The organism is Bradyrhizobium sp. USDA 4354 (assembly GCF_054060315.1).
This window is the reverse complement of the sequence record NZ_JBSSDC010000001.1, coordinates 4,109,004-4,131,589: the sequence shown is the minus strand read 5'-3', so window position 1 is coordinate 4,131,589 and position 22,586 is coordinate 4,109,004. Positions and strand designations below refer to the sequence as shown.

The window sequence follows — 22,586 nt, the reverse complement described above, 5'->3', positions numbered from 1 at the left end:
AGCCGCCCTACTTCCCCGCCTGCCATTGGCCCGAGACGCCCAGGATCACCCTGACTCGGCCGGCGCCGGCCTCATTCAGAGCCGTCGTCTGCGGCACCTGGACGTCGAGCTGATCGACGAACAGGAACGGCATGCCTGCTTCGAGATCGTAGAGCAGCCTCTGCAGCGCGGACTGTTCCAGCTCGCAGCTCATGACGAGGCCGACGAAGCCGTCCTTCGCTTGCGCGCCTGTTACGTCGACCTGCGACGACTGCACCGAGCCGCCGGCATCACCGACCGCCGCGGCAACCCGCTGCAACAGATTGGCCCCCGCGACCGTGACGGTCGGGCCTTCCAGGAACGGCGTGCCGGGACGCTCGGCCACCGAGGCCGCGGCATTCTTGGCGCCGCCCTTCCTGCCGCGAAACTGGTCGAGCAGGTCGGAGGTCTGCGCCAGCGCCTGGCGGTGGGCGACGATCTCGGCGATCGACAGCCCCGTCGTCAGCAGTAGCCCGCCGGCAACCGCCACATAGAGCGTGACCGCGATCAGCGGCGAGCTTGCAATCGCTCGTGCAACCGCATTGCCTCCCGTGACCTTCGCGCTGCTCATGGCACGTTCCTCGGTTCGATCTGCGCCTCGATATGGAAGCGCTCGCCGGGATCGGAGGAGCTGCGCGTGGTCGGAGCGTAGAAGGTGGCGCGGGTGAAATGCTGGGACTGCTCGATCAACGGGATCAGCGAGGGCGCATCGCGCGTGATGCCGCCGATCTGGAGCTTGTTGCCCGAAAGATGAAGCTCGGTGACATAGGTATGATCCGGCAAGACCCGGCTCAGCGATTCCAGCACGATCACGCTCGCCGGCGTCTCGTATTTGCGGCGTTCGAGCAGCGCGAGCGGCGAGCGCTCGCCACTGTCGCTACCGCGGAGTGCGGCGCGGCGCTGGGCGATCTGCCGTTCGAGCTCCCTCTCCTGCGCGCCGAGGCTGTCCGCCAGATAGCTTGCTGCGACCGACCCGCTCACCGCAGCGACGGCGGCAAGCGCCAGCACCGCTTGCAGCACCCGGCTCAACCGGACCGGGTCTGCCGCGCCGCGCGATCTCTGCTCGAACACCTTGATGCGCCCACCCGTGGCAGCCTCCGTCGCGAACGCGATCGCCGAGGGATGAAAGGACGACACAGCCTCGACGTAGCTCATCGCCAGCTTGCGCGGCGCCGCGGCGATCTCCGTGGTGATGCCGTCGCCGCCATGCGACACCGGAGCGCTGCAACCGAATACGGCCTCGCTCGCGCTCCACGGCGTCAGCCGGTCGATCTGCGCCCGCACGATGCCGTCGAGGAAATCGGCCGCGCGCGCCGGCAGCTCCAGGGTGCGAAACAGGAAGCGCGACGGCCGCAGCACGATCTCGACGCGGCTGCCGCGCACGATCTGCGCGAGGTCGGCGCTCGCGAACTTGCCATTCTCGAACGCGATCTCGTTTGGAACGTTCTCCGACCTCGCCGCCTCCAGCTTGAATGCGCCCGTGTCGGTCTCGACCAGCCTCACCACGCGCGGCGCCACCACCCGCTCCAGGGCGGAAACGATCGTGCCGGCCACCGTGCCGGTCCAGGCATCGAGAATGGCGCGAAGGGACTCGAGCGAGCTCATCACAGAGGCTTTCCAGCGGAGCCGTCGACGGCGTTGTGCCACGACAATACACGATAAGGTTCATCGCCGCTGTCGAGAAGCAGAATGACGATCTCGGCCGAGCTCCGCCGACGCGACGGCAGCTCGACCGCGACCGTCAGACGGTACGCCCTCGAACCCTCGACCGTCGCATTGGCGCCGCCGGCGAGCCCGACCAGGGCGCGCGGATCGACGTTGGTGTCAGCGCGATCGCGCAGGACCTGTTGCAGCCTCTCAGGGGTCATATCCGGCAGCCCGGCTAGCACCTGCGGCGCGGCATCGACCACGTTCACGGTCCGCATGTTGCTGAAGACCGTGACGAAGGGCAGCAAGCGTTCCACGACGGTAGCCGGAATGCCGCGCACGAGCCAGAGCTCGTCGCTGTGCGGAAACGGCGCGTGGCGCGGCAGATAGGGCGCGCCGATCGTGCGGTAGTAGGAATCCTCCGGATTGTCCTGGCCGGGCTCGGCCGACGAGCGCCAGGCGAGAACCCGGTCGGCATAAACGGGTGCGTCCGCGGCGGAGACACCGAGCGCCGTCATCAGCCCCGCGAGCATCGATTTCGACGCCATGTTGAGATCGACGCGCGCAGCCTCCGAGCGGAACGTCACGCTCACCCGGCCGGCGCCGACGCGGGCATTGAAGGTGCCGCTGGTCGGACGCACCGCCTCGTTCTGCGCCGTCAGGCGGTAGGCCGCAAGCTCGAGCCCGGCATTGACCAGCGCGTCGGCCTGCAGCCTGTCGGCATTCACGGCAACCGTGGCCGCCGTGTTGGTGACATAGGTCAGGTAAATCAGCGCGAGCGCCGCCAGTGCCGCCAGCATCCACAGCACAGCGACGACGATGAAGCCGCGGCCGTCACGAACCCCCGCCTGGTCGCGCCGCGCTCCGCTCACAGCTGCTGCTCCTCTTTCTCCGCCTGTTGCGGCCGGGTCCGCGCCGTCACACAAGTCGACGGATTCTTGGCCCGCGCGCATTCGGCCGGCGCCGTGATGTGTGGGGCGACCGCGCCCGAGACCGCGAGCACCTGCCCGGTCACGCTGTCCCGCACGGTGATGCGGATGCGATCCGGCAGCTGGGTCTGGCCACGCCAGGTCGGCAGCCATTGACCGTCCGGTCCGGCATAGGAAAAGCTGACTCGGAACGGCGCCCGGATCAGCACGACCTGATCGACAAAGCGGATCTGCCCGTCCGTCGGCATCGGTTGGAACGGCGCGCGCTCGCGCACCAGCGCGAGCCCCTGCGCGTCGGCCTTTTCGATCAGGCGGACGAATTCGAGCCCAGGACGAGCGCTCGGGCCAAGTGCCGTACGCAGGAAGGTCACTGACAATTCGGCGCCGTCGAACAGGGGCACCTTGGCGTCGCCGTTGACGGTAATCTGCTCGGCGACGGAGAGGTCGGCAACGATGCGGTCGAGCCCGGTCGCGAGTCGCTCGGCCCGCTGCACGCGAGCGATGCCGCGATTCCAGTTCGGCAGCCATTGCGCCGTCACCGTCGCCAGCGCCGCCAGGATGACGGTCATCAGCAGCGTTGCCAGAAGCACTTCGAGCAGGGTGAAGCCTGCCTCGTCGGCAAGCGCGCGGCGCAGGCCCTTCATTGCGCCGCCCTCGGGACCAGCTTCACCGTCGTGATTTGGATCGCAGCTCCGTCGCCGCGCTGGAGGCGCAGGTTGACGGCCAGCGGCACGAATCGGTCGGTGGCAGGATCGCCGCCCGCCACGCGCATCGGCGCGACATCGATCCGCCAGCGGCTGCCGGCCAGTTCGCCGCTCTGCCGGCCGGGTTTCAGCAGAGAGCGCGCCGGCAAATCCGCAAGCAGGGTCTCAGCCGTGCCCGCGAGCGCCAGATGCTGGTCGATCGAACGCGTCCCCCTCGCCGTCGTGGCGATGACCGAGCCGATTGTTCCGAGCACGATCGCGATGATCGCGAGCGCAACCAGCGCCTCGATCAGGGTGAAGCCGGCGGCATCAGAGCAGCTTCTGCGGGACAATCTCGACGCCTCCGGTCAGCCAATTGACACGCACCTCGTATCCCATGCCGGTCCGCGCCAGTGCGATCACCCCGCCGCACGACATGCCTGATGGAAAGAAATCGATCGACCGCCCCGTCGTCCGGTCGGCACAGCGCGCGGCCAGCATCGCCTGCACCACAACGTCGTCGGGCAGACGGATGGTCCGACCGGTGGCGCCGGAACGGATCGCGCGCGCCTCCGCATCCACCTGGGTCGCCACCCTGGTCTGCCGGCGCAGCGCCGCGTTGCGGTCGGCCTTCAGCAGCGCCGCTGTCTCGACCGCGTAGCTCTCCAGCCTCGCGCGCGTCGTCGAGCGCGGGATCGCCGGCAGAATGATCGCCGCGAGCAGGCCGATGATCGCGAGCACGCACAGGATCTCGATCAGCGCAAAGCCGCGCGCCTCGCGAATGCCGTCAGCGCGCGCCGCTGACAATGTCGGCCGCCGTTCCACTGCCGCCCTCCTGACCGTCCGATCCCAGCGAGATGATCTCGAAGGGCGCGCTCGCGCCCGGCGAACGATAGACGTAGAGGTGCCCCCAGGGATCGTTCGGCACGACGCCGCCGCGCAAATAAGGCCCGTTCCAGCCGGCCTGATTGTTGCTGCGGGTCAGCGCGGAGAGCCCTTCGTTCGATGTGGGGTAACGGCCGAGATCGAGAAAGTAGAGATCGAGTGCGCTGGAAAAACTCTCGATCTGGATCTTCGCCGCCTTCGCCTTGGACTCGCTGAGATAGTTCAGCACGCGCGGGCCGACCAGCGCCATGATCATGCCGATGATGGTGATGACGACCAGCATCTCGACCAGGGTGAAGCCCGCCTCCCCTTGCCGCGCACGCCACCTGCCGCGCCTTGCGCATGGATGTTTGGTCACTTCAAGCCTCTCCCGTTCCCTGCCTATCCAACAATCTGGCTCACCGACATCAGCGCCGTCATCACCGACGTGATCAGGCCGCCGACGACGAGCGAGATCGCTATGATCGCCGCCGGACCTGCGATGCCGACGACGCGGTCCAGCGTACGCTGCAATTTGGCCTCGTAGAATTCGGCGACACGCCCGGACAGCATCGGCAATTGCCCGGTCTCGTCGCCGAGCCTGAGCATGCGCACCGCCATCGCCGGCAGCGCCTCCGTTTCGGCGAGAGCATCGGATAGCTTCGAGCCGTGGCGGACGCGGTCCGCGGCATCGCTCCAGGCCATGGACGGGCCGGTCGTCGCCATCATGTCGACGAGGATGCGCAGGGTGATGGTGAGATTGACGCCGCTGCCGAGCAGCAGGCCAAGATTGCGGCAGAACAGCGCCGTGCGGTACGCGCTCATCACGTTGCGGATCGCCGGCAGCCGCGTGATCGCATTGGTGACGCCGCGGCGGACTCGCTCCTGCCGCAGCAAGAGCCACACCGCCGCGATGACGGCCGCAAGCGCGGCCAGCACCGCATCGGAATTGCCGCGCAGAAACGTCGAGATGTTGAGGAAGGCGCCGACGACCGGATCGATCTTGGCGCCGAAATCCAGCAACACGGATGCGAACTGCGGCAGCACGAAGGTGAGAAAGAACAACAGCACGCAACCCGACGCGCCCAGCACGAACAGGGGATAGCGGATTGCATCCGACAGCCGCTGTCTCAGCGCCTCGCTGCGCGTGCGCTCCCCGGCCAGCACCTCCAGCACCTGGTCGAGGGATCCCGAGGCCTCGCCGACCCGCACCAGCGCGACATACATCGGCGGAAACAGCCCCTCGTGCCGCGCCAACGCTTCGGCAAAGCTCTCGCCCGCAACGACGCGGGATCGGATATCGGCAACGACCGGCCGCAGCCGGCCGAAATCGGGATCGGCCGCGAGCAGCTCCAGTCCGTCATTGATGCGGGCGCCGGCGCGCAGCAGCAGCGCGAGGTCGCGGGTGAAGATGGTGACGTCTTCCGGCTTCGGCCTGTTGAAGAGGCTGAACACACGGCCCGCCGAGCCGCCCTCTTCCGGCGTGACGTTGTCGACCAGCACGAGGCCGAGCCGCTCGATCCGCTGTGCGACGTCGCCCGGCCCGGGTGCAGCGATGGCGCCGGAGACCAGTTCACCGTTGGCGTTGAGAGCGCGGTAGCGATAATTCGGCATGAGCGTCAGCGCACCGTCGTGACGCGGAAGACCTCGGGCACGGTGGTGAGTCCGGCCCGGCATTTGGCAACCGCATCCTCCAGCATCGTCGTCATGCCGCCCCGCGTCGCGGCAGCATCGATCGAATGGGAGTCGGTCTGAGGCCCGACCAGCGCGCGCACCTCGTCGGACATTTCGAGGATCTCGAACACGCCGTTGCGGCCGCGATAGCCGGTGCCGCCGCAGCGCTCGCAGCCGGCGGCCTCGTGCACGACCTCCCCGCATTTGAAGCCGATCACCGCAAGGCGCGGGTCCCTGGCAAGATCGGCCTCGGTGAGCGCATGAGGCACCTTGCAGCGGTCGCAGAGCACGCGCACCAGACGCTGCGCCACCACTGCGCGCAGCGTCGACTTCAGCAGGAAGCCCTCGATGCCGAGATCGATCAGGCGGGGCACGGCGGCCGCCGCTGTCTCGGTGTGCAGCGTCGTCAAGACGAGATGGCCGGTCAGCGCCGCATGGATCGCGATATGCGCGGTCTCGGGGTCGCGGACCTCGCCGACCATGATGACGTCGGGGTCCTGACGCACGAAGGCGCGCATGGCCGAGGCGAAGGTCAATCCGATCGACGGCTTGACCTGGGACTGGTTGATGCCGGGAATCTCGTATTCGACGGGATCCTCGATGGTGAGTATCTTTCGCGTGGGTTCGTTCAGGATCGACAGCATGGTGGCGAGCGTCGTGGTCTTGCCGCTGCCGGTCGGGCCCGTGACCACGATCATGCCGTGCGGCATTGCCAATAGCCGCGTCATCCCGCTCTCGTCACGTGCGGCGAGGCCAAGCTTGCTCATCTCCAAGAGGCCGCGGTCGCGCGGCAGCAGGCGGATGACGGCGCTCTCGCCGTGCTGCGTCGGCATGGTCGCGACGCGGACGTCGATCTCGCTGCGCCCGACGCGCACGCGCGCGGCGCCGTCCTGCGGCAGGCGCCGTTCCGCGATGTTGAGGCTGGCGAGAATCTTGATGCGCGAGATCAGCGCCTGCGGCGGAATGCCGTGCGGCGACGGCAGCGCACGCAACAGGCCGTCGACGCGCATGCGCACGGCGAGGCCGGCGCGGAACGGCTCGACGTGGATGTCGCTGGCACGCAGATCCACCGCGCGGTCCAGGAGATCGTTGAGCGCGCGCACCACCGGCGCGCCGCTGGCGAGATCGCGCAGGCTCTCGATATCGTCGTCGGACTGCTGCGCAACGCTCCTGCCGCTTCGCTCGGCATTTGCGTCATCGGCATCGTCGCGTTGATCGAGGACCGTGGTGATATCCTCATACGAGGCCACGACGACATCGACGGGTGCTCCGAACACGATTTCGGCGGCGCGAATGGCCGCCCTGTCGGAGGGATCGGCGACAGCCAGCCGGAAAACGTCGTCAGGCGCGCTGAAAGGAAAGATCGTGGATTCACGCAGAAAGCGGCGCGAGAAGCCGTCGAGGCGAGGCGTTGCCGCAAGCAGTTGCGGAAGGCTCAGCCGCGGCAGACCAAAATGATCGGAGACTTCATCGGCGAATTCGGCTGCGGAAAGATCGGTGGCCTCCCACAATTCACGCAAGGGGCGCGTGAGCGCGGGAGTGGCCGACTTGTCGAGATGGGCATGCGCCCGCGGCGGCAATGAATATTTTTCCAGAAGATGCTGTCGGAAACTATCTGCGGAGCGGTCGCGCATCGCATTCACAGCGTTGACCTTGTTACCTGAATGCAACAACCTCGACGGGACACGGCAGGCCCTTTGCCCTTGACTTATTGCTTAGCAAAAACATAATCGTGGCGCAAATTATTGCGCGTCCGAACCGAGGGGATCGGATGCGATATCCTTTCACTTCCAGCGTTGGCAGGCGTATTTTGTCCGAGGTGGTTCAACCGCTCTTGCGCCTTCGCTCAGCGTTGCCTGGAACGCTCATCCTGTTGTCGTCGGCCCTGCTGCTCGGCGCCTGCATCGTCACCGCCGACCAGTCGATCGAAGCCGACCCGAAGGATCCGCGCGCGCAGGACATTGCCGATAAGATCCGCTCCCTCGATCTCCAGCCGCGGCAACCTGCGGATGCGGGCGCAAGTGGCATTGCGCAGACGAAGCCATCGAAACCGGCGATCTATCTCAGCGATGGTGCAACGCCGCAAGGCGGTGGGCTGGTCGAACGCGACGATGGGGGCGGCAGCGGCTACGACCTCAATTTCGAGAATGCTCCCGTCGCCACCGTCGCGAAAGTCATTCTTGGCGACGTGCTCAACGTCGGATACACGATCGACCCGCGCGTGCAGGGAACCGTGACGCTCGCCTCGGTGCGCCCGGTGCCCAAGGCAGATGCGCTCTACGTGCTGGAGAACGCGCTACGCATGTCCGGCGTCGCGCTGGTCCGCGACCGCACCGGCTATCGGCTGCTGCCGGCGCCGGAGGCCGGCCCCGGCGGCATCGACCGCTCGGTGAACGCCGCGGCTGGCCAGGGCATCACGGTGGTGCCGCTGCGCTACGTCTCGGCCCAGAACATCTTCAAGCTGCTCGATGCCTTTGGCGTGAAAGCCCAGGCCATGCGTCCCGACACCGCCCGCAACACGCTGATCATCAGCGGCAGCGGCACCGAGCGGGCGACCGCGGTGGATACCATTCTCTCCTTCGACGCCGATTGGATGCGCGGGCAATCGGTCGGCATCTTCCCTGTGCGGAATTCCACGCCGGAGCCGCTCATCTCCGAGATCGAGAAGATCATGGACTCGGGCGAAGGCGGCCTGAGCCAGAGCGTGATCAAATTCCAGCCGATCAGCCGCCTCAATTCGATTCTGGTCGTCAGCCAGAAGCCGGAATATCTCAAGCGTGCGCAGACGTGGATCGCGCGGCTCGATCGCTCCGACACTGACGGCGTGAACCTGAAATCCTATCCGCTGCGCTACGGCAATTCCAAAGCGGTGGTGGCGCTGCTGAACGAGATCCTGTTCAGCCAGAGCGCCTCCAGCACGTCCTCGCTCGACAATTCCGCGGGCCAGATCTCGCCTGGCTCGGGCGTCGCGACGTCGTCGTCCGGAACCAATCCGATCGCCTCGCTCAGCGCACTTCCGACCGCAGCCGCGGGCGCCGCGACTCCGGTCACCGGCGCTCCCGGCTCGTCGCTGGCGGCGCGCCCCGCCCCTGCCGCGGCCGGCGCGCCGGGCCAGGACAACGGCTCCGGCTCGCTGCTCGGCTCAGGCGCGAAACCCGTCAACAATGCGATCCTTCAGAACGTGCGGATCACTGCCGACGTCAGCAACAACGCGGTGCTGGTCTATGCCAACGCGGAATCGCAACGCATTGTCGAGCAGACGATCCGGCAGATCGACCGGCCGCAGCGCCAGATCGCGATCGAGGCCACGATCGCCGAGGTCACGCTGAACGACGCGTTGAACTACGGCGTCCAGTTCTTCATCGCCAGCAAGCATGGCTCGGTCTCCAACGTCATCGGCGGCGTCAGCAACAGCGCCGCGGTCGGCAGCAACATCGAGCAGCAGACCAGCGCGGTCAACGCCGCCGCCGGCGCGCTGCTGGGCCGCGCGCTGCCCGGCTTCAACTTTCTGATCGGCGCGGAAAACTCCCCGCGCGTGGTGCTCGATGCACTTCACAACGTCACCACCGTCAAGGTGCTGTCCAACCCGTCGCTGGTCGTGCTGGACAACCAGCCGGCGACCTTGCAGGTCGGCGACCAGGTGCCGTTCTCGACCGGCACCGCGACCGTGCTGACCGCGAACAACACCGTCGTCAACACCATCGATTACAAGAACACCGGCATCATCCTGCGCGTGCTGCCGCGCGCCAATGCCAACGGCAATGTCGTGCTCGACATCGAGCAGGAGATCTCGAGCGTGGCCGCCGGCAGTGCCGGCTCGTTGACGCCGACGATCTCGCAGCGCCGGGTCAAGAGCTCGATTGCGGTGACGAGCGGCCAGACCGTGCTGCTCGCCGGCCTGATCAGCGAGACCGAAAACAAGCAGCGTCAGGGCATTCCGATCCTCGATTCGATTCCAGGCGTGGGCGATGCGTTCTCGCACCAAGGCAATACGCGCAGCCGCACCGAGCTGATCCTGTTCATCCGCCCAACCGTCATCAAGGACGGCGTCGATGCGCATGTCATCGCGGAGGAAATGCGCAGCAAGATGAACAGCCGCCTGGTCGGCACCAGCAATCCCGTGATCACCGTGAGCCCGCCCAAGGCGGCGCGTTAGGGGCGTGGGGGATCAGGCGGCGAAGGTCGGGACGGGCCCCGAGCTCGTGCTCGGCATGACCCTGCTGGCCGGCGTGATCGCAAGCCTCGTCACTGCTCCGGGCGCCGAAGGCCTGTACGGCGCGTTCCTGGCCGCCCTGATGCTTGCGATCGCGGCGAACGATGCCCGCCACTACCGCATTCCGAACGCGCTGACGGGCGCCGCCTTCGCGCTCGCCTTACTCCGCGCCGGCGCGTTCGTGCCCGATATCGGCGTCGAGGCGCTGCTCTGGCCGCTCGCCCGCGCCGCGGCCACCGCGCTTCCGCTCGTGCTGCTGATGGCGGTCTACCGGCGCTGGCGCGGCCGGGACGGGCTCGGGCTCGGCGACGTCAAGCTCGCCGCGGTCTGCGGCGCCTGGCTCGATCTTGCGACCGTCGTCGCAGTGATCGAGCTTGCCGCGTTGCTTGCGATCGGCGCCTATGTCGCGAACGCTGCGCTGCAAGGCAAGCGGCTGCGCACCACGGCTTTCCTGCCGTTCGGGCTATTCCTGGCGCCGGCGATCTGGATCGGCTGGCTGGGCGAGACCTGGTACGCGAACTGGCTCGGCGGCTGGCCGTAAGGGCCCGCCTTCACAAAAACTGCGAAAACAACCCCATGCACAGTAGGCGGGGTCAGCTTTATCAATGACTTATCGGCCGGCACAAAGCGACTGCGGATTTTACGAAGCGATTTGACTCGTCGGGCAAAACACCGGCATGATGTCATTCTGGCCATGCCGCCCGCTCCGGGCACCGCTCGCCGGCAGGCGTGTCGGTCAGTGCTCGCGGCTCGGCGCCCATTCCAGCGCCCGCAGGCGGGCCTGCGCGATCTCTCCGCGAGTCATCTTGGTGGTCACGGCATCCCGGATCCGGGCCCGCGTCTCACGCACCGGCGGCGGCGCCGCGGCCGCGGACAGGTTGAGCCATTTGGAGGCCTCGACGATATCCTGCGGCACGCCCTGGCCGCGGTCATAGAGCAGCCCCAGCGAATATTGGGCGCGGCTGTCGCCCTGCTCCGCCGCGCGCCGATACCACATCGCCGCTTCCGTGTAGTTCTGCGGCACGCCACGGCCGGTCTCGAACAGCAAACCGAGATAGGACTGCGCAGCCGCATTGCCGCGCTCGGCGAGCGGAATGAAGATTCGTGATGCCGTCACATAGTCCTGACGATGGAAGGCGGAGACGCCCTGGCGGACCGATTGGGCGCTGGCGGGAATCGCGAAGACGAGCGCCAGCAGAACGGCGGCACAGCCCCATCCTGGTCGCGAGAAACCGGGCGCCCGCGGCACCGCGCGGCAAAGCCCTGGATCCTGGCTGTCGAGGGTCTCCATGCGACCGTCTCTCCCTGCATCAGCAGACAGACTAGTCCGCAGGCACCCCGAAATCCATAGCGCTGCCGGGCACAAAAAGCTCCGGGCGCACCGCACCCGGAGCTCGTCGATTGGGGCAGCTAAAGCGCGATCATGCTCTAGTGATAACCGCCAGCGGTCGCCGGCGTCGTGTCCGGATTGTTGCCGTTGATCTGGTTGTCCAGATAGGACAGCACGTTGCCGCTGGTGGCGGCTCCCAGATTATTGACGATCGCCGAGCGGCCGATCCGTGCCCCCGCAACGCCGCTGAGCGCGAGGCCCGTGCTCAGGTTTTCGGAGATGGTGCTGTTGTTGACCTGGAGGTTGGTCGAACCCTGCACGCTGATGCCGACGAAGTTCTTGTGAAAGGCCGTGTTGTTGATCAGGACCCGGGAGCTACCCCCGTTCGTATTGAGGGTGATCCCAGCGCCGGCGGCGGCAGTGCCATTGTGCGAGATCACGCTGTCGCGGATCATGAGCATCGAGTTGAAGTTCGAGGGATTGGAGAAGACGCCGGCTCCGCTCGCGCCGTTGAAGTTCCTGATGAAGCAGTGCTCGATGACCACCGAGGCCGCCTGGAGAATGTTGACGCCCTTGATCCCGGTGCCGGCGCCCTCGATGTCGAGGCCGCGCAGCACGACATGATCGGTCGCCGCGGCGTTGATGTTGACGCCGTTGGTGCCCGACCCGAGAATGCTGCCGACGACGCCTTCACAATAGATCGTCATCGCCTTGGTGATGGTCACTGTGCCGAAGCCGGCGGAATCGAGGCAGTTGATCTCGCCGCCCGCGGCCGTCTTCGAGATCGCGCCGGCGAAGGTCTTGCACGGAGCGGTGCGGCTGCACGGATTGACGTCATCACCGACACCGGACACCCACGTTCTGGTCGCCTGGGCATGTGCCGGCTGCGACACGGCGAACGGCAAGAGGAGTCCGGCGACCAGAGTCCAAAGAGCAATACGACGCATGTTGAACCTCCAAAGTTGAACTTAAAAATCTGACTTCTATCAGGCCAGCAGTTTCCAAAGACTAGTGATATCCCACCAGCGGTTAGCCGGTGCCGTGTCCGGAGGCGTTGCCGTTGATCTGCCTGTCCAGCTAGGACAGCACATTGGCGGACGTCGTCGCCCCCGGATTGTTGACGATCATCGAGCGGCCCATCCGCACCCCTGCATGGCCTGGGCGTGAGCCGGTTGCGATGCGATCACCGGTGCGAACAATCCTGCAAGCAGAGCCAAGAGTGCAATTCGACGCATTTCTCCTCCTGAGATTAAGCTGAGATTCCAGCTTGTTGTCATGCACAAGTCTTCGCTGTCCTAGCCCGCGCGTCGCGCGGCCTACGGCATCACTCTTCAGATTTCGCAGAGACCTCCCCCGCCGCTTTGCGGCGCTCGCAATACGGCCTTCGTGTTCAAACGACTCGATAACGCAACGCGATTGGGAAAAAAACGGAAGCAGGCTTTTGGCACACCGCATCGCGCAACTGTTGCGCGATGGAACGCAGGCCTTCTAGTGGTCGCGCCGGATCAGGCAAGGTTCAATCGAACGTAACATTTTATGTGAGGACCTTTTCATCAGGAGTTTGTTCATCAGGAGCTTGCCCTCAAGGTCCCGAAGCTCGTCCAGGACGGCCTCGGCGACGACAGCCACGGACACTGATCGCCCCGCGTCGTGCACCTCCCACGATGGTGACGTTACCGGCCGGCTGTGACAAAGAAATGATCGGCCGCGCGCTCTATCCACACCGCAAGACCCACGTCGTCAGCCCAGCAGGAAACCGGAGCCGTGCAGGTTATGGAGCACATCTATCAGTATGTCAGCCGTGTCGTGACTCCCCGTCACTTGAGTCCAATGCTCCGACGCGGTCCGCGGATCGGCTGGCGCGGGCATAGGGTCAGGGGGCTCGGACGGAGCAGCCAATGAAGCTGGGTTCTGGGTAGAGTTGAACGCAAAGTTGTCACCGAGCGGCGCGGCGCCGACGGTGCCGTCGCCATTGAGATCCTGCTGGAGCGTCGGCTCCAGTGCTTTTAGCGACGGATCGGACCCGAGCACTTCCGGGGCCGCGGCAAGGGTGGTCTGGAAGTTGCCGTTGGCGTCCGTGCTCCAGACCGAATAATGGGCGTTCGCCGAATTCTTCCAGACCACGTCGTAGCCGCCGCCGGACACTTTCTCGGCACCAATCACCGACCAGGTGCCGTAATTGGCCGCGATCACCGAAGCGCCACCAAACTTGAGAGCAGGTCCGACGCCAGTAGACACGTCGGCCAAGTAGTAGCTACCACCGGACAGGACCGCTTTGGTCGATCCGAAAGCCTCAATCGTAGCGCCGCCAATGGGCGCGCCGATCGTGCCGTCGCCGTTGAGGTCCTGTTGGAGCGTCGGCTCCAGCGCTTGCAGCGATGCATCGGTCCCGAGCACTTCGGGGGCAGCGGCGAGCGTGGTCAGGAAATTGCCGGTGGCGTCCGTGCTCCAGACCGAATAGTGGGCGTTCGCCGAATTCTTCCAGACCACGTCGTAGCCGCCGCCACTCACCTGCTCGGCAGCAATCACGGACCATGTGCCGAAATTCGCCGCGACGACCGTAGCCCCCGCATATTTCAGGGTGGGCCCGGCGCCGGTCGAGATGTCGGCCAGGAAATAATTGCCACCCGACAGGACCGTTTTGGTTGATCCGAATGCCTCGACCGTGACGCCACTGACGACGGGGACGCCGGTCGTGCCGTCGCCGTTGAGATCCTGGTGCAGCGTCGGCTCCAGCGCTTGCAGGGACGCATCGCTCCCCAGCACCTCAGGAGCTGCGGCGAGCGTGGTCAGGAAGTTACCGGTGCTGTCCGTGTTCCAGACGGAATAATGGGCGTTCGCCGAATTCTTCCAGACGACGTCGTAGCCGCCACCGCTCACCTGCTCGGCAGCAATCACGGACCATGTGCCGAAATTCGCCGCGATCACCGCAGCCCCGGCATATTTCAGGGTCGGTCCGCTGCCGGTTGAGATGTCGGCCAGGTAATAGTTGCCACCGGACAGAACCGTTTTGGTCGATCCGAACGCCTCGATCGTGACGCCGCTGACGACGGGGGCGATGGGGACCCCGGTCGTGCCGTCGCCGTTGAGATCCTGCTGCAGCGTCGGCTCCAGTGCCTCCAGGGACGCATCGGTCCCCAGCACTTCCGGGGCCGCGGCGAGCGTCGTCAGGAAGTTGCCGGTGCTGTCCGTGCTCCAGACGGAATAGTGCGCGTTCGCCGAATTCTTCCAGACCACGTCATAGCCACCGCCCGTCACCTGCTCGGCCGCAATGACGGACCACGTGCCGAAATTCGCCGCGATCACCGCAGCCCCGGCATATTTCAGGGTGGGACCGGTGCCGGTCGAGATGTTGGCAAGGTAATAGTTGCCACCTGACAGCATCGTTTTGGTCGATCCGAACGCCTCGATCGTGACGCCGCTGACGACGGGGACCCCGATCGTGCCGTCGGCGTTGAGATCCTGTTGCAGCGTCGGCTCAAGCGCCTGAAGAGACGCGTCGCTCCCCAGCACTTCCGGGGCCGCGGCGAGGGTCGTCAGGAAGTTGCCGGCGCTGTCCGTGCTCCAGACTGAATAATGGGCATTCGCCGAATTCTTCCAGACCACATCGTAGCCACCTCCCGACACTTGCTCGGCGGCAATGACCGACCAAGTGCCGTAGTCGGCCACGTTTACCACGGAGCCCGCAAATTTCAGGACAGGCCCGCTCCCGGTCGAGATGCTGCTCAGGTAATAGTTGCCGTTCGTCAGAACCACGCTGGTCGATCCGAACGCCTCGATCGCGCTCGGCACGAGGCTGGAGCTGGCGACCGTCGAGCCACCAAACTGAAAATATTCAACACCGGTGACGGTATCGGTGCCGTCCGGTGAGCCGCTGCGCAAGTCGGTCAGCGTGAACGTCTGTGTCGTCGCGTTGTAGGAAACCGTATAATTGGCCCGGCTGCCCGAATACATTGCGGTATCCGTGCCTGAACCGCCATTGACAGTGTCGTTGCCCGCACCGCCGGTGATCGTGTCGTTGCCGCCGGCGCCGTTCAGCGTGTTGGCGATGGCGTTGCCGATGATCGTGTCGTTGCCGGACCCGCCGTTGGCGTTGTCGATGTAGGAGCGCGCGTCGCCATTATAGAGGTAGGCGTTATAGACGTTGCCCGAGGCGTAGTGGCTGTCGCCGAGATAGGCCAGCTGCACGGAGGAGAACACTGACGACGCACCGGGATTGAGGTTGATGCTGAGGTTCGTCGTGTAGTTCGACAGATCGTAGGTATCTACGCCGCCGCCGTCCCAGATGGTCTCGTAAATGCGATTGGCCGAGCCGCCGACGCCGCCGCCCGGTGCGAGCTGCCCGACGCCATTGATGAACTCCTGCCCCGTGGTCGGATTCCAGGTGTAGACGGTGTTGCTGCTCTGGGTCGTGTAGTCCGCGCCGTACATCACCTGGAGCGCGAGGATATCGTTGGCCATGTAGGTCTGCGAATATCCGTACGCTTCGTTGGTGTAGCCGCTCGTTGTCGAACCGCCGACATAGCTGCGATAGCTCATGACGGTGTATTCGCTGCTGTCATGCGCGCTCGGCACGGCGACGTTGGCGGGGCCGCCGGCCTCCTGGCTGTGCTTGAGGCCGAGGGCGTGGCCGAGCTCGTGCAGCGCGGTGGTGAAGTAGTAATTGCCGAGCTTGGCCAGCGAGAAATTGTACTGAGTACCGAACCAGATGTCGCCGCCGGACGCATAATTGCCGGGATAGTAGGCGTAGGCGGTCGGATTGGCCGCAGGCGACTGCGCGATCATGATGTCGGCGCCGTTCGTGCCCGCATATTGGATGTTGGCGTTGGTGTAGCCGAGGATCAATCCGATCGCGTAGTTGATCGCCGCCTGGATCTGGGTGGGCGCCGAGGCGAAGCCTGACGTGGTCGGCTCGCTGCTGCCGCCGTAATAGGGATTGGGGTAGTCGCTGGATGCGTCAGGAAAACTATAGGTGATCGTGCCCGACCATTTGTAGCCGGACAGCAGGCCGTCGATCTCGGCGTTGTTGGTGGCACTGACATTAACAGCGGTAGCCAATGGACTCTCCAGAGCAACGCGTCGCGTGCGATTCGGGACGAAAGCACATGATTCTAGCTTGAGAGTTAAACGTTTGGTTTAAATTGGGCAGCTCCGCCTGCCCCTCTTCCATAAGACTGTGTTAGCAATCAGATCCGGTAGTCATACGGGGCGAGAACAACAGCCTCGGTTCCTGCGGCACCCGTAATTTGCAGGGTTTCATGAAGCGACGTTCACTCATAGCCGGTCTGTTTGGCGCCTTGATGGCGCTCGCCGGACTGGACCATCACCCCCTCGGAGGACTGCCTGTCATGGTGGAGAAAGCCAAGGCGGACGACAGCGGCAAGGCGGCGCGTGAGCCCTCCATGCCGATGGCCCGCGATCCCGCCGTCGCGGTGGCAGAGGAGTACGAAGCCGCCCGCCGCAAGGGAACGCGCCAGGCGCTCGAGCTCTTCATTGCGCGCCACGGCGATAATCCCCTGGCCGAGCAGGCACGCACGGAGTTGAAGCGCCTGTCGCGCTGATCTCTCGGGCACCACGTCAGGCATGGCGTTTCGGCAGGCGGCATCGGCGCCGGGCCGGCTTGTCGCGTGATCTTTCGGCACTATGGTAGGCCCGCAATCTGTCCCGGAGCCTCTCAAGATGCCCTTTCCGCATGCCTCGGAAGCCCTGTCGCGCTTCACCGTGCTCGATCTGACCCGCGTCCGCTCCGGGCCCACCTGCGTGCGGCAGCTGGCGGACTGGGGCGCCAATGTCGTCAAGATCGACGCGCTGACCGAGGATGCCGGCGGCGAGCAGCCGGGGGGGCCGCGGCGCGGTTCCGACTTCCAGAATTTGCACCGCAACAAGCGGGCCATGACGCTGAACCTGAAGGACGAGCGCGGGCTCGCATTGTTCAAGCGCCTCGCCGCCAAGGCCGACGTCGTGGTCGAGAATTTCCGGCCCGACGTAAAGAAGAAGCTCGGCATCGACTATGAGAGCCTCGCGAAGATCAACCCGCGCATCGTCTATGGCAGCATCTCCGGCTTCGGCCAGGATGGGCCCTATCACAAGCGGCCAGGCTTCGATCAGATAGCGCAAGGCATGGGCGGGCTGATGTCGATCACCGGGGCGCCGGGCGAAGGCCCGATGCGGGTCGGCATTCCCGTCGCCGACCTCACGGCGGGCCTGTTCTGCGCCATGGGCATCCTCACCGCACTGCTCGAACGCGAGGTTTCGGGCAAGGGCCAGTGGGTGCAGACATCGCTGCTGCAGGCGCAGATTTTCATGCTCGACTTCCAGGCCGCACGCTGGCTGATGGAGAAAGAGGTCGCCAAGCAGGCCGGCAACAACCATCCGACCAGCATTCCGACCGGCGTGTTCAAGACCTCCGACGGATACATCAACATCGCCACCACAGGCGGGCGGATCTGGGAGCGCTGTGCGCAGGCGATCGGCGCGCCCGAGCTTTACAACCATCCCGACTATGCGACCGCCCCTGCCCGCTCCAAGAACCGCGATGCGCTCAACGCCGAGATCGAGAAGCGCACCGTGACGAAGTCGACCGAGAACTGGGTCCGCGAGCTCAACGAAGCCGGCGTGCCCTGCGGGCCGATCTATGCCATCGACCAGATGTTCGAGGACGCCCAGGTCAAGCATCTCGGCATTGCGCAGGACGTGCCGAACGACGAGGGCCGCCACATCCGCCTGGTCGGCCAGCCCGTGACGCTGTCGCGCACGCCGAGCAGGATGGTGGCGCGGCCGCCGGAATTCGGCGAGCAGACCGACGAGGTGCTGAAGGAGTTCGGCCTCAGTGCGGACGAGATCAGCAAACTCAGGGACGCCAAGGTGGTGTGAACCTCACGCGCACCGTCTGCAACGACAAAGCCCGGCGTGAGCCGGGCTTTGCTTGTAGTTGACGCCTTTGTTGATCTCGGTACTTGCTCAGTACTTGGCAACCACCGGGCCGCCGAACTGATAGTTGATGCCGGCGCGCAGGATGTGATCGGTGAAGCGCGACGAGACGTCGGCGCTGATCGTGGAGGCCGGTGCCAGCGTGAACGGACCGGACGAGAAACGCCCGAGGTCCATGTAGAGATATTCGAGCTTGGCGCTCCAGTTCTGCGTGATCTTGCCTTCGACACCCACACCAACCGTCCAGCCGGCGCGCGTCGTCGAGTTCGTGCCGATCGAGGCGATCGCCACACCGGCGGGGGTGAAGCCGGTCATGGTGCCTGTCGTCTTGATCTCGCCGAAGGCCAAACCGCCGGTGCCGTAGAACAGGACCTTCGGGGTTGCCAGGATACCGATGCGGCCGCGGACCGTGCCGAACCATTGGAGATGCTGATCGACCGTCAGAGTGGTGCCGGCCAGACCGCCCGGTGGGAGGAACGTCAGGCCGGGAAGGCAGGGCCCGCCGGCAGGCGCGACGCCGCCGCAATTGAAGGTCGCGCGGCCCTTCTCGTCAGACCAATTCAGGTCGCCCTCGATGCCGTACACCCAATTCGCGTTCTGCCAGTTGTAACCGGCCTGGCCACCGGCGACAGCGCCGTTCATGTCGAACGAGCCGCTGGTGATGGATCCCGCCGGGGGCGCGATCGCTGCACCCGTGGCCGAGTTGAAGTAGGAAACGTCCGTGCGCGAGCGGCCCCAGCTGTATCCGCCATTGGCGCCGACGTAGAAGCCGGTCCAGCTCCAGACCGGGTCGACGATTGGTGCCTTGACATAGGGCCTTGCCGCGAGATCGGCGGCCAGCGCGCCCGTCGCAAACAGCGACATCGCCGCCGCCATTCCAATCACTATCCGCTTCATGGGAAGTTCCCCCTTTTGCACGACTTCGTGATGAATATACGTCGAGGAACGCCAAAGAGCTGTGCCACGCCTGCAACATCCAGAAACAATCGAGGCGTGTGGCGCCCTGGACTACAACGACATTTCCGCGATATGCTTTTGAATATGAAGGAGATTTAGCTTATTGCGATGGCGCCCGGGCCCGCTGCGCCCATCCGATGCGACCGAGCAGATTGTCGATGACCGGCCAAAACAGCAGCAGAATCGCCAGTGTCGTGATCGAGCCGACCAGGCCGTTCGACCAGAACACCTTGAGGTCGCCGCCGGAGCCGATCATCGACAGACGAAAGGCGTCCTCGGCGCGATTGCCGAGCACGAGCGCGAGGGTAAACGGCGCCAGCGGAATGCCGATCTTCTTGAAGACGTAGCCGACGATTCCGAAGCCGAGCATCAGCCAGATGTCGAACATCGCGTTCTGGATCGCGTAGGCGCCGATCGCGCAGGACACCACGATCATCGGCGCCACCGCCGCAAACGGCACGCGCAGGATCGAGGCGAAGATCGGCACCGTCGTCAGCACCAGCACCAGGCCGACGACATTGCCGAGATACATCGAGGCGATCAGGCCCCAGACGAAATCCTTGTGCTCGACGAACAGCAGCGGTCCCGGATTGAGCCCCCACACCATGAGGCCGCCGAGCAGGATCGCGGCCGTGCCCGAGCCGGGAATGCCGAGCGCCAGCATCGGCAGCAGCGCCGAGGTGCCGGAGGCATGCGCCGCCGTCTCCGGCGCGAACACACCTTCGATGCGGCCCTTGCCGAAAGTTTCGGACTCCTTGGCGAAGCGTTTTGCCAGGTTGTAGCCCATGAAGGAGGCCGCGATCGCGCCGCCCGGGGTGATGCCGAGCCAGCAGCCGATGAAGGAGGAGCGCACCAGCGTGACCCAGTACTTCGGCAGGTCCCTCCAGACGCCGAGCACGACGCGGAGCGAAATCCCCGCCGCGTGTCCGCGCAACGCGAGGCGCTCCTCCATCGTCAGCAGGATCTCGCTGATGCCGAACAGGCCGATGACGGCGACCAGGAAGTTGATGCCGCGGAGCAGCTCCGGCGAGCCGAAAGTCATGCGCAGATTGCCGGACACGGTATCCATGCCGATGCCGGCGAGCAGCAGGCCCAGCGACATCGAGATCACCGTCTTGTGCTTGGCCTCGCGCCCGAGGCCGACGAAGGAGCAGAAGGTGAGCAGATACACCGCGAAGAACTCGGGCGGGCCGAACTTCAGCGCGAAGGACGAGATCATCGGAGCAAGGAACGTGATCAAGAGCACGGCGACCAGCGAGCCGATGAATGAGGACGTGAACGCCGCGGTCAGCGCCTCCGCCGCCCTGCCCTGCTGAGCCATCGGATAGCCGTCGAACGTGGTCGCGACCGACCAGGCCTCGCCCGGGATGTTGAACAGGATCGAGGTGATCGCGCCGCCAAACAGCGCGCCCCAATAGATGCAGGACAGCATCACGATCGCCGAAGTCGGGTCCATCGTGAAGGTCAGCGGCAACAGGATCGCAACGCCATTGGGGCCGCCGAGCCCGGGCAGCACGCCGACGAAGATGCCGAGCACCAGCCCCACCATCATCAGGACGAGCGTCTTCCATGTCAGCAAGACGGCAAAACCGTGGAGCAGGAGACCAAAAGCTTCCATCGCGGGACCGCCTAGCGACCGAAGGCCGCTTCGAGCGGCCCTTTCGGCATGATGACGTCGAAGGCGATATCGAAGGTGACGAACATGATCGCCGTGAACACGAAAGCGGTGAGCAGCGACTTCCACAGCGCGATCTTGCCGACGAGGCGCATGAAGCCCGCGATCAGGAGGAAGCTCGCGACATAGAGGCCGAGGAACTGCGTCACCAGGCAGAACAGCAGCGTCGGCACGAACACCGCCACCACGCGGCGGGCCTGCGCGCGCGTGACGAAGGTCTCGCGCGCCGCACGGTGCGAGACGAGCGCCGCGATCAGGCCATAGAGGCTGCCGCCGCCGAGGATGATGGAGAGATAGAACGGGAAATAACCGGGCTCCGGCCCGGTCGCATCCCAGGACGCGCCGGTGCGCCAATTGTCGTAGCCGAGCGTGACGGCGAGCGCGAGCAGGAGGAGGCAGACGAGGATCTCGATCGTGCCGGAGGAGACGACGGAGGGCGAGTCGTCTTCAGGCGCGGTCGGATCGTCGACGACGATTTCGATATCGGTTTGGGACATGAGTTGAGCGAATCGCTGTGGCCAATCCCCTCTCCCCCGCTTGCGGGGAGAGGGTTAGGGTGAAGGGGAGTCTCCACGAGGACGGTGAGAGTCAGACTCGCGGAGAGCCCCCTCACCCGGATTGCATCTTCGATACAATCCGACCTCTCCCCGCACGCGGGGAGAGGCGAAGAACAACAAGCTACTTCGCGACGAAGCCGGCTTCCGTCATCAGCGACTTGTTGATGGCATCGTCCTCCTCGAGGAACTGCACCATGTCCTTGCCGGTGAGGAAGATCGGCTTCAGCGCCTGCTTCTCCATGTACTCCTTGTATTCCGCGGTCTGCGTCACCTTGTGGAACAGATCGACATAGAACGCCTGCTGCTCCGGCGTGACCTTGCCGGGCAGGAACATCGCGCGCAGCATCAGATACTGCACGTCGACGCCCTCCTCCTTGCAGGTCGGGATGTCAGCCCAGGACTGCGTCTCCGTCACCTTGCCGGTGTAGGAGATGCGCTCCTTGTCGAACACGCAGAGCGGACGCACCTGGCCGGCACGCCAGACTTCGAGATTTTCGGATGGATTGTTGACGTTGGCCTCGGTGTGGTTGCCGACCAGCTGGGTCGCGGCCTCGCCGCCGGACTTGTAGGGCAGATAGGAGAATTTCGCGCCGGTCTTCTGCTCGAGGAACACCGTGAGCACGTGGTCCTCGCGCTTGGAGCCGGTGCCGCCCATCTTGAACGGCGAGCTTGCGGCCTTCGCGGCCGCGACGAATTCCTTCACCGTCTTGGGACCTGCGCTGTTGTCCCACAGCACGAACTGGTCGAGCGCGACCACAGAGACCGGCGTCAGCTCACGCCAGTTGAACGGGATCTTCGCCGACAGCGGCAGCATGTAGATCAGCGAATAGGCGATCAGCACCTTGTTCGGATCGCCCTCGCTGGATTTCATGTACATCAGCGCTTCCGCGCCCGATGCGCCGCCCTTGAGCGAGACGACGATCGGCTGCTTCATCAGATTGTTCTTCTGGATCGCGGCCTGCATCATCCGCGCCATCTGATCGGAAGCGCCACCCGCGCCGGCGGCCACCACGATTTCGACCGGTTTCGTCGGCTCCCAGCCCGCAAAAGCCGGCGTGCCGCAAAGCGCGGCCGCAAGCGCAATTGCGGCCTTCATTCCATGTCCCACG

At 65.3% G+C, this 22,586-nt stretch carries 20 protein-coding genes; 4 read left to right on the top strand and 16 right to left on the bottom strand.

Going from position 1 to position 22,586, the window contains the following annotated elements; translation table 11 throughout:
• Window positions 1–7: 7 nt before the first annotated feature.
• The 9 genes from gspM to ACVIIV_RS18795 are packed head-to-tail and all read right to left on the bottom strand — an operon-like array spanning window position 8 to window position 7,449.
• Window positions 8–589, bottom strand: coding sequence for a type II secretion system protein GspM (gene gspM / locus ACVIIV_RS18835; RefSeq protein ID WP_456745490.1), 582 nt, complete (start codon window positions 587–589; stop codon window positions 8–10).
• Window positions 586–1,623 carry a PilN domain-containing protein gene (locus ACVIIV_RS18830; RefSeq protein ID WP_456745489.1) on the bottom strand — a complete coding sequence of 346 codons (1,038 nt, stop codon included), beginning with the start codon at window positions 1,621–1,623 and terminating at the stop codon, window positions 586–588. The genes gspM and ACVIIV_RS18830 overlap by 4 nt, the downstream gene beginning before the upstream one ends.
• Window positions 1,623–2,537, bottom strand: a complete 915-nt coding sequence (locus tag ACVIIV_RS18825; protein WP_456745488.1) for a general secretion pathway protein GspK — start codon at window positions 2,535–2,537, stop codon at window positions 1,623–1,625. The genes ACVIIV_RS18830 and ACVIIV_RS18825 overlap by 1 nt, the downstream gene beginning before the upstream one ends.
• Complete coding sequence (locus ACVIIV_RS18820; RefSeq protein ID WP_456745487.1) at window positions 2,534–3,238, bottom strand: hypothetical protein; 705 nt, start codon at window positions 3,236–3,238, stop codon at window positions 2,534–2,536. Before ACVIIV_RS18820 ends, ACVIIV_RS18825 begins: the two co-directional genes overlap by 4 nt.
• Entirely contained in the window at window positions 3,235–3,630 is a 396-nt protein-coding gene (locus ACVIIV_RS18815) for a PulJ/GspJ family protein (RefSeq protein WP_456745486.1), read from the bottom strand. Before ACVIIV_RS18815 ends, ACVIIV_RS18820 begins: the two co-directional genes overlap by 4 nt.
• Window positions 3,608–4,102 carry a pilus assembly FimT family protein gene (locus tag ACVIIV_RS18810; RefSeq protein ID WP_456745485.1) on the bottom strand — a complete coding sequence of 165 codons (495 nt, stop codon included), beginning with the start codon at window positions 4,100–4,102 and terminating at the stop codon, window positions 3,608–3,610. Before ACVIIV_RS18810 ends, ACVIIV_RS18815 begins: the two co-directional genes overlap by 23 nt.
• On the bottom strand, window positions 4,065–4,520 hold the full coding sequence (gene gspG, locus ACVIIV_RS18805) for a type II secretion system major pseudopilin GspG (RefSeq protein ID WP_456745484.1): 456 nt from the start codon (window positions 4,518–4,520) through the stop codon (window positions 4,065–4,067). The genes ACVIIV_RS18810 and gspG overlap by 38 nt, the downstream gene beginning before the upstream one ends.
• A 23-nt stretch (window positions 4,521–4,543) precedes the next feature.
• Window positions 4,544–5,755, bottom strand: coding sequence for a type II secretion system F family protein (locus ACVIIV_RS18800; RefSeq protein WP_456745483.1), 1,212 nt, complete (start codon window positions 5,753–5,755; stop codon window positions 4,544–4,546).
• Between the two features lie 5 nt (window positions 5,756–5,760).
• The gene (locus ACVIIV_RS18795; protein WP_456745482.1) at window positions 5,761–7,449 is read right to left on the bottom strand and encodes a GspE/PulE family protein; all 1,689 of its coding nucleotides are present in this window, start codon (window positions 7,447–7,449) and stop codon (window positions 5,761–5,763) included.
• 137 nt (window positions 7,450–7,586) lie between these two features.
• Between ACVIIV_RS18795 and gspD the strand changes: the two genes are divergently transcribed.
• Window positions 7,587–9,971: a type II secretion system secretin GspD gene (gene gspD / locus ACVIIV_RS18790; RefSeq protein ID WP_456745481.1), complete on the top strand. Its 2,385-nt coding sequence runs from the start codon at window positions 7,587–7,589 to the stop codon at window positions 9,969–9,971.
• A 4-nt stretch (window positions 9,972–9,975) separates the two neighbouring features.
• Window positions 9,976–10,569: a prepilin peptidase gene (locus ACVIIV_RS18785; protein ID WP_456745480.1), complete on the top strand. Its 594-nt coding sequence runs from the start codon at window positions 9,976–9,978 to the stop codon at window positions 10,567–10,569.
• Window positions 10,570–10,764: 195 nt separating this feature from the next.
• Here ACVIIV_RS18785 and ACVIIV_RS18780 read toward each other — a convergent pair whose 3' ends face one another.
• From ACVIIV_RS18780 to ACVIIV_RS18770, 3 genes are all read right to left on the bottom strand, one after another.
• Window positions 10,765–11,319, bottom strand: coding sequence for a tetratricopeptide repeat protein (locus tag ACVIIV_RS18780; RefSeq protein ID WP_456745479.1), 555 nt, complete (start codon window positions 11,317–11,319; stop codon window positions 10,765–10,767).
• 137 nt (window positions 11,320–11,456) lie between these two features.
• A complete protein-coding gene (locus ACVIIV_RS18775; protein WP_456745478.1) occupies window positions 11,457–12,305 on the bottom strand; it encodes a right-handed parallel beta-helix repeat-containing protein in 849 nt (282 codons plus the stop codon).
• Between the two features lie 793 nt (window positions 12,306–13,098).
• The gene (locus ACVIIV_RS18770) at window positions 13,099–16,416 is read right to left on the bottom strand and encodes a M10 family metallopeptidase C-terminal domain-containing protein (RefSeq protein ID WP_456745477.1); all 3,318 of its coding nucleotides are present in this window, start codon (window positions 16,414–16,416) and stop codon (window positions 13,099–13,101) included.
• A gap of 200 nt (window positions 16,417–16,616) precedes the next feature.
• Between ACVIIV_RS18770 and ACVIIV_RS18765 the strand changes: the two genes are divergently transcribed.
• Together ACVIIV_RS18765 and ACVIIV_RS18760 are read left to right on the top strand one after the other, a co-directional pair.
• Complete coding sequence (locus ACVIIV_RS18765; protein ID WP_456745476.1) at window positions 16,617–16,919, top strand: hypothetical protein; 303 nt, start codon at window positions 16,617–16,619, stop codon at window positions 16,917–16,919.
• 118 nt (window positions 16,920–17,037) lie between these two features.
• The gene (locus tag ACVIIV_RS18760; protein ID WP_456745475.1) at window positions 17,038–18,231 is read left to right on the top strand and encodes a CaiB/BaiF CoA transferase family protein; all 1,194 of its coding nucleotides are present in this window, start codon (window positions 17,038–17,040) and stop codon (window positions 18,229–18,231) included.
• An 87-nt stretch (window positions 18,232–18,318) separates the two neighbouring features.
• Here ACVIIV_RS18760 and ACVIIV_RS18755 read toward each other — a convergent pair whose 3' ends face one another.
• From ACVIIV_RS18755 to ACVIIV_RS18740, 4 genes are all read right to left on the bottom strand, one after another.
• The gene (locus ACVIIV_RS18755) at window positions 18,319–19,185 is read right to left on the bottom strand and encodes an outer membrane protein (protein WP_456745474.1); all 867 of its coding nucleotides are present in this window, start codon (window positions 19,183–19,185) and stop codon (window positions 18,319–18,321) included.
• Window positions 19,186–19,345: 160 nt separating this feature from the next.
• Window positions 19,346–20,863, bottom strand: coding sequence for a tripartite tricarboxylate transporter permease (locus tag ACVIIV_RS18750; RefSeq protein WP_456745473.1), 1,518 nt, complete (start codon window positions 20,861–20,863; stop codon window positions 19,346–19,348).
• A gap of 11 nt (window positions 20,864–20,874) precedes the next feature.
• The gene (locus tag ACVIIV_RS18745; protein WP_456745472.1) at window positions 20,875–21,417 is read right to left on the bottom strand and encodes a tripartite tricarboxylate transporter TctB family protein; all 543 of its coding nucleotides are present in this window, start codon (window positions 21,415–21,417) and stop codon (window positions 20,875–20,877) included.
• Between the two features lie 181 nt (window positions 21,418–21,598).
• Window positions 21,599–22,573, bottom strand: coding sequence for a Bug family tripartite tricarboxylate transporter substrate binding protein (locus ACVIIV_RS18740; protein ID WP_456745471.1), 975 nt, complete (start codon window positions 22,571–22,573; stop codon window positions 21,599–21,601).
• Window positions 22,574–22,586 lie beyond the last annotated feature (13 nt).

Coding starts and splice junctions, on each gene's coding strand:
- gspM (WP_456745490.1), bottom strand. CDS start 589: ATGAGCAGCGCGAAGGTCACGGGAGGCAATGCGGTTGCACGAGCGATT.
- ACVIIV_RS18830 (WP_456745489.1), bottom strand. CDS start 1,623: ATGAGCTCGCTCGAGTCCCTTCGCGCCATTCTCGATGCCTGGACCGGC.
- ACVIIV_RS18820 (WP_456745487.1), bottom strand. CDS start 3,238: ATGAAGGGCCTGCGCCGCGCGCTTGCCGACGAGGCAGGCTTCACCCTG.
- ACVIIV_RS18800 (WP_456745483.1), bottom strand. CDS start 5,755: ATGCCGAATTATCGCTACCGCGCTCTCAACGCCAACGGTGAACTGGTC.
- ACVIIV_RS18795 (WP_456745482.1), bottom strand. CDS start 7,449: ATGCGCGACCGCTCCGCAGATAGTTTCCGACAGCATCTTCTGGAAAAA.
- gspD (WP_456745481.1), top strand. CDS start 7,587: ATGCGATATCCTTTCACTTCCAGCGTTGGCAGGCGTATTTTGTCCGAG.
- ACVIIV_RS18780 (WP_456745479.1), bottom strand. CDS start 11,319: ATGGAGACCCTCGACAGCCAGGATCCAGGGCTTTGCCGCGCGGTGCCG.
- ACVIIV_RS18775 (WP_456745478.1), bottom strand. CDS start 12,305: ATGCGTCGTATTGCTCTTTGGACTCTGGTCGCCGGACTCCTCTTGCCG.
- ACVIIV_RS18765 (WP_456745476.1), top strand. CDS start 16,617: ATGAAGCGACGTTCACTCATAGCCGGTCTGTTTGGCGCCTTGATGGCG.
- ACVIIV_RS18760 (WP_456745475.1), top strand. CDS start 17,038: ATGCCCTTTCCGCATGCCTCGGAAGCCCTGTCGCGCTTCACCGTGCTC.
- ACVIIV_RS18755 (WP_456745474.1), bottom strand. CDS start 19,185: ATGAAGCGGATAGTGATTGGAATGGCGGCGGCGATGTCGCTGTTTGCG.
- ACVIIV_RS18750 (WP_456745473.1), bottom strand. CDS start 20,863: ATGGAAGCTTTTGGTCTCCTGCTCCACGGTTTTGCCGTCTTGCTGACA.
- ACVIIV_RS18745 (WP_456745472.1), bottom strand. CDS start 21,417: ATGTCCCAAACCGATATCGAAATCGTCGTCGACGATCCGACCGCGCCT.
- ACVIIV_RS18740 (WP_456745471.1), bottom strand. CDS start 22,573: ATGAAGGCCGCAATTGCGCTTGCGGCCGCGCTTTGCGGCACGCCGGCT.